Annotated in this window: 10 protein-coding genes; 6 read left to right on the top strand and 4 right to left on the bottom strand. The window is 69.2% G+C overall.

Features of this window, described 5'->3' with window-relative positions; all coding sequences use genetic code 11:
* The first annotated feature begins 2 nt into the window (after nt 1–2).
* On the top strand, nt 3–1,208 hold the full coding sequence (locus tag ACFYWM_RS33335; RefSeq protein ID WP_389922010.1) for a right-handed parallel beta-helix repeat-containing protein: 1,206 nt from the start codon (nt 3–5) through the stop codon (nt 1,206–1,208).
* A 35-nt stretch (nt 1,209–1,243) separates the two neighbouring features.
* Nucleotides 1,244–2,575 carry a UDP-glucose dehydrogenase family protein gene (locus ACFYWM_RS33330; RefSeq protein ID WP_389922007.1) on the top strand — a complete coding sequence of 444 codons (1,332 nt, stop codon included), beginning with the start codon at nt 1,244–1,246 and terminating at the stop codon, nt 2,573–2,575.
* 422 nt (nt 2,576–2,997) lie between these two features.
* On the opposite strand, the gene ACFYWM_RS33325 is transcribed toward ACFYWM_RS33330, so the two are convergent.
* Nucleotides 2,998–4,257 carry an NAD(P)/FAD-dependent oxidoreductase gene (locus ACFYWM_RS33325; protein ID WP_389922004.1) on the bottom strand — a complete coding sequence of 420 codons (1,260 nt, stop codon included), beginning with the start codon at nt 4,255–4,257 and terminating at the stop codon, nt 2,998–3,000.
* Nucleotides 4,258–4,512: 255 nt separating this feature from the next.
* Here ACFYWM_RS33325 and ACFYWM_RS33320 point away from each other — a divergent pair, with 255 nt between their 5' ends.
* Entirely contained in the window at nt 4,513–4,980 is a 468-nt protein-coding gene (locus ACFYWM_RS33320) for an RrF2 family transcriptional regulator (protein ID WP_389922001.1), read from the top strand.
* Between the two features lie 219 nt (nt 4,981–5,199).
* Here the strand turns inward: ACFYWM_RS33320 and ACFYWM_RS33315 are convergent, their stop codons facing one another.
* The 3 genes from ACFYWM_RS33315 to ACFYWM_RS33305 all read right to left on the bottom strand — a co-directional run bounded on the left by ACFYWM_RS33315 (nt 5,200) and on the right by ACFYWM_RS33305 (nt 7,239).
* The gene (locus ACFYWM_RS33315) at nt 5,200–5,829 is read right to left on the bottom strand and encodes a pyridoxamine 5'-phosphate oxidase family protein (protein WP_389921998.1); all 630 of its coding nucleotides are present in this window, start codon (nt 5,827–5,829) and stop codon (nt 5,200–5,202) included.
* A 149-nt stretch (nt 5,830–5,978) separates the two neighbouring features.
* On the bottom strand, nt 5,979–6,266 hold the full coding sequence (locus tag ACFYWM_RS33310) for a hypothetical protein (RefSeq protein ID WP_389921996.1): 288 nt from the start codon (nt 6,264–6,266) through the stop codon (nt 5,979–5,981).
* A gap of 76 nt (nt 6,267–6,342) precedes the next feature.
* Nucleotides 6,343–7,239 (bottom strand): hypothetical protein, encoded by an 897-nt coding sequence (locus tag ACFYWM_RS33305; protein ID WP_389921993.1) that lies wholly within the window; start codon nt 7,237–7,239, stop codon nt 6,343–6,345.
* A 308-nt stretch (nt 7,240–7,547) separates the two neighbouring features.
* Here ACFYWM_RS33305 and ACFYWM_RS33300 point away from each other — a divergent pair, with 308 nt between their 5' ends.
* The 3 genes from ACFYWM_RS33300 to ACFYWM_RS33290 all read left to right on the top strand — a co-directional run bounded on the left by ACFYWM_RS33300 (nt 7,548) and on the right by ACFYWM_RS33290 (nt 11,577).
* The gene (locus ACFYWM_RS33300; protein ID WP_389921990.1) at nt 7,548–7,934 is read left to right on the top strand and encodes a hypothetical protein; all 387 of its coding nucleotides are present in this window, start codon (nt 7,548–7,550) and stop codon (nt 7,932–7,934) included.
* Nucleotides 7,935–8,081: 147 nt separating this feature from the next.
* Complete coding sequence (locus ACFYWM_RS33295; RefSeq protein ID WP_389921987.1) at nt 8,082–8,387, top strand: hypothetical protein; 306 nt, start codon at nt 8,082–8,084, stop codon at nt 8,385–8,387.
* Nucleotides 8,388–8,469: 82 nt separating this feature from the next.
* Nucleotides 8,470–11,577 (top strand): CARDB domain-containing protein, encoded by a 3,108-nt coding sequence (locus ACFYWM_RS33290; RefSeq protein ID WP_389921984.1) that lies wholly within the window; start codon nt 8,470–8,472, stop codon nt 11,575–11,577.
* Nucleotides 11,578–11,604 lie beyond the last annotated feature (27 nt).

Raw genomic sequence — 11,604 nt, 5'->3', positions numbered from 1 at the left:
CGATGCGCGTGACCATCGACATCGACAGGAAGACCGTGGTCGGGATGGTGGCCGGGGCGGTCATCACGGTGATCGTCGTGGTGCTGCTGCGCGGACTGTTCGGCGGCGGGGAGGAGTCGGCCACCCCGATCGAGGACATCCGGCCGAAGAGCGCCGACGCGCCGGCCTCACGGTCGCTGGAGGAGTCACCGGAGCAGTCGTCGGAGCAGTCGTCGGGGTCGCAGGACGACACCTCACGAGTGGAGGATGAGGAAGACGTGGAGGAGTTCGTCGCGACGCAGGATCCGCCCGACATCGCCGTCCCCCTCGGGAAAGGGGTGATCGACTGCCCCGAGGCCACGGTGACCGTCGCGGACGCCGCCGGGCTCGCCGAGGCCCTGGAGTCGGCCGAGCCGGGCGCGGTGATCAAACTGGAGCCCGGCGTCTACAACGGCCGGTTCGTCGCGGCGGTCTCGGGGACGAAGGAAGAGCCGATCTTCATCTGCGGCCCGCCCGAGGCGATCATCGACGGCGGCGGGATCAAGAAGGGCTACGCCTTCCACCTCAACGAGGTCAGCCACGTGCGGCTGATCGGCTTCACCGTCCGCAACAGCCAGAAGGGGGTGATGGCCGACCGCACCACCAACACGATCATCCAGCAGCTGACCGTCCACCACATCGGGGACGAGGCGATCCATCTGCGCAACTTCAGCACCGACAACACCGTCCAGTACTGCATGATCTACGCGACCGGCATGCGCCGGGAGAAGTTCGGCGAGGGCGTCTACCTCGGCACCGCGGAGAGCAACTGGGCGTCCTACTCCGGCGGGAAGATGGACCGCAGCGATCGCAACACCGTACGCGGCAACGTCATCCGGGCCACCGCCGAGGCGATCGACATCAAGGAAGGCACCTCCGGCGGGCACATCGTCGGCAACATCTTCGACGGTTCCAACCTCGGCGGCTCCAAGCACAACGACTCCTGGGTCGACGTCAAGGGCAACGGCTACCTCATCGAAGGCAACACCGGCAGCAAGACCAACGCGGACGGCTTCCAGACCCACAAGATCGTGAACGGCTGGGGCACCGGCAACGTGTTCCGGGCGAACATCATCGATCTTGGTAATTCAGGTGGATTCGGCATCAACGACACGGCCGGCGGAAACAAGATCGCCTGTGACAACAAGGTCACCGGCGGCAGCCTCTCCAAGGCCGATGGCTGCTCCTGAACGCGAGCCCTGGACAAGTAGATAGGAAGACGGATATGGGCGAAGCCGAGCTCCCCCGATTGACAGTGATCGGAACCGGCTATCTCGGGGCGACACACGCGGTTTGCATGGCGTCACTGGGCTACGACGTGGTCGGCCTCGACGTGGACAGCAGAAAGATCGAAAGGCTGCAGGCCGGGGAGGTGCCGTTCTTCGAGCCCGGCCTGCCCGAGCTGCTGAGCAAGGCCCTGGAGTCGGGCAAGCTCCGGTTCACCACCTCCTACGAGGAGGCCGCCGAGCACGGCGACATCCACTTCGTCTGCGTCGGCACCCCCCAGCAGCCGGGCTCGGACGCCTGCGACCTGACCTACGTCGACGCCGCCATCAGCAACCTGGCGCCCCACCTGACCCGGCGCTGCCTGGTCGTCGGCAAGTCGACCGTCCCGGTGAACACCGCCGCCCGCCTGACCGGACTGCTGCACGAGCTGGCCCCGGCGGGAGAGGAGGTGGAGCTGGCCTGGAACCCGGAGTTCCTGCGGGAGGGCTTCGCGGTCGATGACACGCTCAAGCCCGACCGGCTCGTGTTCGGCGTCGGCTCGGAGTGGGCGCGCGAGCGGCTGTCCGCGGCGTTCCGGCCGATCCTCGACCTCGGCACCCCGGTGGTGGTCACCGACCTGGCCACCGCGGAGCTGGTCAAGGTGGCCGCCAACTCGTTCCTGGCCACCAAGATCTCCTACATCAACGCGATGGCCGAGGTCTGCGAGGCCACCGGCGCCGACGTCCGCGACCTGGCCAAGGCCCTCGCCTACGACGACCGCATCGGCGGCCGTTTCCTCCAGCCGGGCCTGGGCTTCGGCGGCGGCTGCCTGCCCAAGGACATCCGCGCCTTCGCGCACCGGGCGGAGGAGATCGGCGTCGGCCAGGCCGTGTCCTTCCTCCGTGAGGTCGACGCGATCAACCGGCGCCGCCGTTCCCGGACCATCGACCTGGTCAGGGAACTGCTCGGCGGCCAGCTCGACGGCAAGCGGATCGCCTGCCTGGGCGCGGCCTTCAAGCCCAACTCCGACGACATCAGGGACGCCCCGGCACTGGACGTGGCCCGGACCATGCACGGGCTGGGCGCCAACGTCCGGGTGTACGACCCGGCCGCGCTGGACAACGCGCGCCGTACCTATCCGGAACTCAGGTACGGCACGAGCGCGCTGGACGTGGCCCAGGACGCGGACGTGGTCGTCCTGCTCACCGAGTGGGCCGAGTTCCGGGAGATCGAGCCCTCGGCGCTGGCGCAGGTGGTCAAGCACACCAGGATCGTGGACGGCCGGCACGCGCTCGACGCGGACACCTGGCGCGCGGCGGGCTGGGAGTACCGCGCGCTGGGCAGTCCCTGACCCGTCACCTGCGAACGCGGCCGTACGACCGGGCCACCGAGCAGCTCCGGGTGACCGGGCGGCCGGCCTGCGCGGATCCGTCCGCACACCACGAAAGACCCCGCCGAGGCGACGCCGGGCGGGGTCTTTCGTGGTCGTGAACGGCTTCGAGTCACCGTGGAAGGCAGTGGGAAACGCGCCGGACGGAGAGCCGGCTCCCAACGCCCGGACCATGACGGGCGGAACGGCGAGGTGAAGCCGGCTCCCAACACCCGGACCATGACAGGTGGCCCACCGGCCCAGGGGCAGTCGGCGAATCCGGCACCGGACAGAACGGTGAGATGAAGCCGGCTCCCAACACCCGGACCGTGACGGGCGTCCCACCGGCCCGCGGCCAGTCGGCGAATCCGGCACCGGACGAAACAACGTGGTGAAACCGGCCCTCAACGCCCGGACCGTGACGGCAGGCCCTGCCTCGCGACGACGGCCGCCACGTGCTCGCTGTTGAGGAGGCGGCCCGCCTGGGCGAAAATCTGCTCGGGGTCGTCGACCGAGGGATAGATCCACATCGTGTTGACGTTCTGCTTCATGACCTTGGCCTCCGGGCCGGTCGCCACGACCGTGCGCTCCCACCCCTCGGTGAGAACGGCACCGGCGGACCCCAGGTCCAGGGCGTTGCTGTAGGGATCGAAGGCGAAGGGCAGGAGAGCGGTCCCGAGCAGCCCGGCCGCCACGTTGTGCCCGGCGCACTTCCCCATCGGCTGGGCGTGCTGGCAGCTCTGGATCGTGTGGTGCCCGTCCTCCACGGCGGCCACCGCGGTGTCGCCGGCCGCGTACACATCGGGCACCCCGATCACCCGCATGTACGCGTCGACGCTCAGCCGTCCCAGCCGGTCACGCTCCCCCGGGATCTGTGCGGTGAGGGGGCTCGCGGTCATGCCGGCCGTCCATATGACGGTCGCCGCGGGGATGGTCTCGCCGTCCGAGAGCACGACCTCCCTGGGGGTGGCCGACGACACTGTACGTCCCAGACGTCGTTCGATCCCCAGCTCGTCGATCGCGCCGTCGATGTGCGGGCGCGGCCCGGGGCCGAGCTCCGGGCCGAGGACCTCGGCGCGGTCGACAAGCACGATCCGTACCGCCTCACCGGCGTCCCGCGTGCCGGCGATGGCCCGTAGCCGCTCACCCAGGACGGTGGCGATCTCCAGCCCGGTGAAGCCCGCGCCCACGACGACGGCCGTGTACCGGCCCTCGGAGGGCTTCCGCCGGGGCAGCCGCCGCAGGTGGTCGTCGAGCGCGACCGCCGCGGGCAGGGTGTCGATGTCGAAGACGTTCTCCGCGCCGGGGAAGGCGGGGCGTACCAGCCGGCTGCCGGCCGCCAGCACGAGCCTGTCGTAGGACAGGGTCAGCTCGGTGCCGTCCCGCTCGACGGCACGGACGGTGTGGGCCTCGGTGTCGACACCGGTCACGGTCGCCGTGAGGCGGCGCACGCCGATCGGGCCGAGGACGCGATCCAGGGGCACTCGCATGGTCTCCGGCGCCTCTTCGTACAGGCGTGGGCGGATGACCATGTCGTCGCCGCCGCTGACCAGGGTCACCCGCAGCTCCTCGCCGGCGCTTCCGGCCTCACGCGCGACGCGAGCGGCTCCCGCCGCGCTCCACACGCCGGCGAAGCCACCACCGATGACCAGGATGTCCTTCACGGTTCCTCCTTCTTGAACGGTGAGCTCGAACGGTGAGCGCGAAGGTCGCCGCCGGGCGTCGGGGCGGGATCCGCCACGGCCGCCGGGACAGGTTCCCGGCTCGTGGACCGTGACCCGCGCCGTTCAACCCGGACATTACATATCCTGGATATTCAGTGTCAAGATTTGCTCGTACGATGCCCACGGCCGGGTGAGCAGGGGAAACGGCCTCGGCCCACTCCCCGAACCCAGTCCAGGACATGTAATGTCCACATCATGAGAATGGCCAAGGGCGTCGAGTGGGCCCTGCACACGCTCCTCAACCTGGACATGATCGGTGGAGGCCCCGTGGGCAGCGGCCAGCTCGCCGAGGCCCACGGACTGCCGGCCCCCTACCTGATCAAGCAGTTGCAGCAGCTCTCCAGGGCGGGGCTCCTGACCTCCGTTCCCGGTCCCCGCGGAGGCTTCCGCCTTGCCAGGCCCCTCGGCGAGATCACACTCCTCGACGTGGTCGAGGCCATCGAGGGCGACACGCGCCTCTTTCACTGCGAGGAGATCCGCTGCTGCGGCAAGATCGGCGAGCTCTCACCGCCCCCCGAGGACCCGTGCCCCGTCAAGATGGCCATGCGCCGCGCGGAACAGGCGCTGCACCAGGCCCTGGCCGCCCAGACCCTCGCGGACATCCGCGCGGAGCTGGACCAGACCCCCGCCATCGGGCGCGTCATACGGTCCGCCTTCAACTGACCGCACGGTGCCGGGCGTCCAGTCACGAAAGGCTCCGTACGCGGGAGACTCCTTCGTACACGGGAGACTCCTTCGTACACGGGAGGCTTCGTACACGGGAGCGACGCCACAGATCGCGTCCACGAAGGCCGGCGCGCCGATTTTCCGGGCGGCAAACCCCGGGCGACGAGCGTGACGCCGCGAGACGAGAGGCCGTCCTCCCCCCTCAGACCCGCCCGCTCAGCGGTACATCCCCTCCGCGTAGGAGGGCCCGTAGTAGCGCTCCAGCTCCTCGATCGAGTCCTCCGGCCGCTCCAGCGCCTGGGCGATGCGCGCCCGCGAGGGCAGAGCCCCCGGGTTCCAGCTCTCCGGGCGCCACAGTTCCGAGCGGAGGAACGCCTTGGCGCAGTGGTGGAAGATCTGCTCGATCTCGACCACGATCGCGAACCGCGGCCGGTGCCCCTTGACCACCATCCGGTCGAAGAAGGGGGCCTCGCGCACCAGGCGCGCCCTGCCGTTGACGCGCAGCGTGTCGCCGCGGCCGGGGACGAAGTAGATCAGCCCGACGTGCGGGTTGCGCAGGATGTTGTGGAACCCGTCCGCCCTGCGGTTGCCCGGCCGTTCGGGAATCGCGATCGTGGAGTCGTCCAGGACCAGCGTGAATCCGGGCGGGTCGCCCTTGGGTGAGACGTCACAGCTGCCGTCGGCGCCCGAGGTCGCGACGAGACAGAACGGCGAGGCGGCCAGCCAGGCCCGGTCCAGCTCGTGCAGGGTCTTCCGTTCCTTCGCGATCACCGCCGGCGTGGGGGTGCCGAGCAGCTCTCGCAACTCGTCGGCGGAGTCGATCGATTCCCAGTCCTCGGCCCCCATGTTCCCCCTTGATCAAGAAAGCACGGAAGGCCTATTTTATCGCTTCTGCCCATATTTTTAAGAGCGGCTGACCCGCACGGCGACGCCCCGGGCGCGGGAGCAGGACGAGCGCCGCGGCGGTGATTCCGGCGATCGACGCGCCCGTACGGTCACTCCCCGGCCGGTGGGACCGAGGTCTCCCCCCGGTCGAAAGTGATCACGATGTACCTGCCGTTGGCGTAGCTGACCACGGGCCGCTGGAGCGCGTCCCCCACGCCACGGGCGACCCTCTGCCACAACTCCACCATCTCCGGGGTGTCGGCGGTTATCCGGAACCGCCCGTCGGCGAGGAGACTCCGGGCGACCAGCGGGACGAAGTTCGCCTCGGCCCGCGCCTTCTCCTCCGCGTCGAGAGGGGTACGCCGGGGCGCGAGCCGCGCGTCGAGAGGGTGGGTCATCGCTGATCTCCTTACGATCGCCGGCCTCCCAGCATGCCATCGGCGCCGTCCGCGAACCACACGCGGAGCCACGAGGTCAGTCCGGCCAGGTCCCCTCGGAGCAGAGCACCCGGGCGGCCTCGTGGGGTTCGGCGTCGCGGACGCGGTGGTGCCCGTGATCCGTGCCGAGCACCGTCACGATGCCCGAGGCGAGGACACGGCGGCCGTGGGCGTCGCGGACGTGCACGATCCTGCCCGTCAGAAGGTTGCCGTCCTCCGGTTCGCCGTCGGCGGTCTCCCGCTCCCAGCGCCACATCCGGCAGGTGCCGCCCGTCTCCTTGGCCCGGAGGTCAAGCTTCTCGTCGGGGATGAGGAAGGTCGGCGCGTGATCGGGGTTCAACGCCCCGGAGACCGGGTCCTCACCGAACGACTCCGGTTGGCGAAGCGCGTCGTACAGTCCCGCCGCGATCGGCTTGGCCACCCACCGCGCGCTCCCTCCCGAGGGCCGGAACCTGTCCGGCCGCATGGCCGCCCACTGCCCGGCCGTCGTGACGGGAACGGGCACCTCGCGAGGCTCCATTGGCTGCGCGAGTCCGGCCGGTTCCCTCGGCTTCATGTGGACGAGCGGGTCGAAGACATCGCGGATCGGCCAGAACCGGAACAACCACCGGGTGACGTCCGGGTCGTTGACGTGCACGGCCAGGCCGTACTCGAAGAGGGGAGGACCGACCAGGAATTCACGGCCGCTGTCATCCATCACCCCCATCTGGACCACTCCGGTCTCGGCCGTGAAGTCCGACCGCTCGATCGGCCTCCAGGAGGACCCCGGATCCGGCGGTTCGGCGTCCCACGCCTCAAGGCGGAGGGTCGCGGTGTAGTAGCGAGCCTCCGACTCGTCGTCGCGAAACTCCGGGCAGTCGGTGCCACCGTAGAGACAGATCCGGCCGTACTGCACGTAGAGCTCGTCGTCGAGGTGGCGGAGCAGACGGGCCACTGGTCTCCTTCGCGTCGTCGGGATGTCCGGAGGCAGCATGCCCCACGGCACTGACAGAGCTCCGTCCACGCGGGCGACCCCAGCCGTCAACCCGGTGATCACCTCCGGTCGTGGCACCAGACGTGTCGGAGGGCTTCCGCGACCTTCTCGGTCCCCTCCTCCGACGGTCCGGGCGTGGTGCCGGGTGATCATACCCGCGTTCGACCGACCGGGACGAGGGACCGCCGCCATGACACCACCGAGTTCCGGAAACCTGGGCACGTGTTCGGCACGATCCCCCGTGGACGCCCGATGAGTACCCTGCCTCTGTGTGCACATACGCGATGGTCATCTACAAGGTTCACTACGTGTGCATCGCGTGCCGCCAGAGCCACAAGCTGCCCTGGGACGGCGCGGAGCACCTCTGCACGCGCTGCCGGGCACCGATGCTCCTCGCCGGCCATGACTTCGCCGCACCGCGCAAGACCAGAGATCGCCACTGGACGGCAGTCGAGGCCGTCCTGAGGGCGGGCCTCCACTACGAGGGGTTCGAGGCCTGCGGCTGCGCCCGGAACCCGCAGTACCGCCCCCGTACGGGCGCGCAGGTCCGGGTACGACGCAGAGCCGCGGCACGCGAAGGACTGACCGAAGCCGAAGCACTCGCGCTATGTGACCCCGCCGATGCGCGACGCGCCCCGCGGATGGTCAGCCTCTGATCGTCGGACTGAGAGCGGAGCGGCAGTCGGTGACTCCGTAATGCGGTGGCCCGCGGCTACGGGTCGTGGCACGGTGAGCGGGATGAAGATCATTCCATGTACGTTCCGCGGCGGTCGCGCCCACAGGCCGCCGGACGTAACCGGCACGTGAAGTACGTCGATCTCAACACGTCGATGACGACACCCGGTGGTGCCGTCCACGGTGTCGTCAGTCCGCTCGCATACCTGGAGCGGCTTACCGAGTTCGCCGACGCGCTGCCGCCGGGCGCTCGTGCTTTCGCGGCAGATCCTCTGCACCACGACTTCCACGGCCCCCTATGCGTGAAGGACCTCAACCTGGGCGAATTCAAGGCGCCCGGCGACCCGGCCGGCACGCAGAAGGCCACGATCGTCTTCGACATCGACACCAAGCGCTTCTGGGACCTCTACGTGGAAACCATACGCAACCAGTGAAATTTGGGTACGGGGGTACTCAGGCGCCGGACCAGCCCACGACGAACGATGCTCTTCTGGCAGCACTCCAGGGGAGGGCATCATGGGCTTGAGAACGAAGGCTGGTCTGTCATTCGCGGCGATGCTGGCGCTTTTCCTGGCCTCCATACCGCTCATCGCCACTCCCGCGGCGGCGGCGCCCCCCGGCATTAAGATCATCTTTGAGATCGAGTACCTCTTCCAGGTCGAGGACCCGGACAGCGGAGGGGTGGGCGACGGCGACTACTTCCCCAGGGTGAAGATCGCCGATGGCCCGCTGGTGACGGGTCCCCGCATCGAGGACGACGAGTTCGAGCCCCGCGGCCTGCCCGAGGCGCCCGGCGGCTGGACCTTCACCTACGAGAACTGGCCCGGCGACAAGCCCACCGTGGACATCACGGTCGCGGTGTGGGATTACGACAGCGATTTCAACACCAACTCCGACCGGATGGACATCAGCCCCAACAACGAGGACTGGGAGCTGAACCTCACCTACGACCTGCGTTCGGGCACACTCTCGGGCGACCAGCTCGTCTTCGGCACCCCGTGCGTCCGGTCCGACGGCCAGACGGCCAAGGGCAGGTCCTGCATCCAGGGCGACGGCGACCATGGCATTCCCCGCAACAACGACGGCCGGATCACCAGGATCGGTATCACCGCCGGCGCCGAGATGCCGGACACCGACCTCGACGGCATCCCGGACCTCATCGAGCTGTCCGGCATCAGGAACGCGGCCGGTGACGTGCTCGTCGATCTGCCCGCGCTCGGCGCCGATCCGTGCCGCAAGACGGTCATCCTGCAACTCGACTACATGGAGGACGCCGCCCCCGCCACCAGGCACTCGCACGAGCCCAAGGCGGGCGCGATCACCCTGGTCAAGAACGCCCTGGAGGACGCGCCCATCGCGGCCACGAGTCCCTGCCCCTACCCGGGGACGCGTCAGGACGGCATCGACTTCATCTACCGGGAGGGCGCGCAACTGGCCGAACAGGCCCAGCTGGGCCTGAACACCAATGACTTCCGCAACGCGCGCACCGCCAACTTCCCGGCCGAGCTCGCCCCCTACGCGCACTACGGGATCTTCGCGCACCGCCTGCTGAACGCCGTCGGAACCTCCGGCCAGTGCTGCGAACCCGTCCGTGACAACAACAAGGACTTCATCGTCACTCTCGGCGACTGGCGGACCATGTGCGTGGCCGACTTCACCGCCGACTACGGCGGCGACGGCATGCTGCAGACGACCGCGGCCGGAGACGACGTCACCACCGGAACCCAGATCCACGTCGGCGACAACCGCAGGTGCGACACCACCAGCGCCCACACGACGGACGTGCAGGTGCTCACCCAGGGCACGGGCGATGTCGACGCCAACGTCGGCACCGACCAGGACCAGGCCGGCACCATCCTGCACGAGCTCTTCCACGCCATGGCCCTGCGGCACGGCGGCGACGAGAACGTCAACAACAAGCCCAACTACCTCAGCGTCATGAACTACTTCTTCCAGACGGGCATCCCCAACAGCGCGCCGCCGCTGCTGGTCGACGAGTTCCGCGACTGGAGGGTGGGCGCAGTGCGGCTGGACCTGTCCGACGGCGGGCTGCCCCAGCTGGTCGAAGGCGGGCTGAACGAGACAGCGGGCATCAGCGACGGCACGGACTGGACGTTCTGGTGGGCCCCCAACGTCGCCAACCCGGGCGGCGACCCCGTGATCCGAGCCGGCGCCGGCAACGGGCCGCTCAACTGGAACGACAACCGCACGGTCGGCACCAACGTCCCGATCATCGACACGACGAACCAGCCGGTGAACATCAATGACGCGGGCGGCTTGACCACGCTCACGGACCACAACGACTGGCCCGCGATCAGGTTCAGGGCACAGTCCCCCGACCGCGTCGGCTGGGCCTGCAGCGCCTGGCCCGCGGGCGCGCCCACCTGCGGAGGCGCCGGGGGCGACATGGAGCCGGAACTGACCTTCGACACCGCGATCCGGCAGGAGATGTCCTTCTTCAACCTCTACAACCCCGACCTGGCCATCGAGAAGACCGTCGACAAGGCCGACGCCGAGCCCGGCGAGACCCTCACCTATCAGGTCAGGCTGGACAACATCGGCACAGGCGCAGCGACCCAGACAAGCGTGAAGGACACCCCGCCGACCGGCGACGTCCAGACGCGTCAGGTCGGACAGCTCGGCGCGGGCGGCACGAAGACCGAGGCGTTCACCTATGAGATCCCCTGCGACACCGAGGACGCGAAGGTCCTGACCAACAAGGCCGAGGTGACCGCGAAGGACCTCGCCGGTGGAGCCGAGGCCAACACGGCGAACAACTCCGCGACCGCCTCGACCAAGGTCCACGCGCCCAAGCTCACCCTGGACAAGCGCGCGACCGCCACGGTCAACGCGGGCCAGGCGATCACGGTCGACCTGAAGGTCGCCAACGCCGGCAGCGGCAAGGCCACCGGCGTCGTCCTGACCGACACGCTCCCCAAGGAGGTCTACTACAGCCAGGCCCTCGACCAGGGCACGGGCCCCAGGCCGACCGGGGTCACCCGCAACGCCGACGGGACGACGACGCTGACGTGGTCGCTGGGCGAGCTGGCCGCGAGCGGCGACCGGTCGGTGCAGTTCACGGCCAGGCCCAGCCTGCTGTTCGTCGCCGGGGACAAGCTGACCGACCACGCCTCCGTGGCGTACGGCAACGCCAACGGCTGCACCTACGAGCCGGTGGCCGCGTCGGCCACCACGACGATCGCCGAGGTCACGCCGACCCGTAACCCGCGCTCGCACGGCTACTGGAAGACCCACCCCGAGGCCCGCACAGCCGAGTTGCTGGCCCGGGTCCAGGCCACCTACCAGCAGTTCGACAGCTCCGCGAACGGGGCGCTCGAAAACACCGAGGCCGCCGCGGTGCTCTCGGCCGGCGGTCCACAACCTGGTCCCGCCAGGTTCCAGCTGCTGGCGACTCTGTTCGACCTGGCCGCGCGACAGATCAACGCCTCGACGAAGATCGACAGCAAGCTCACCCGCGCACTCGGGACGACCACGGTCGGACAGGCCGTCCGGTACGGCTTCGCCACGCTGAACCTGCCGGTCAACAGCTCGACGGCCCAGCGCTACGCCGACACCACCGCCCTGCTCGACGAGATCGTCAACAACAAGAGCGAGGTCTACTAGGCCTGTTTCAGAAGTGGATCATATGAA

The sequence above is a fragment of the Streptosporangium sp. NPDC002721 genome, from assembly GCF_042888905.1.
GTDB lineage: Bacteria > Actinomycetota > Actinomycetes > Streptosporangiales > Streptosporangiaceae > Streptosporangium.
The sequence above is the reverse complement of the archived record's forward strand: the minus strand, read 5'-3'. Positions and strand labels throughout refer to the sequence as shown.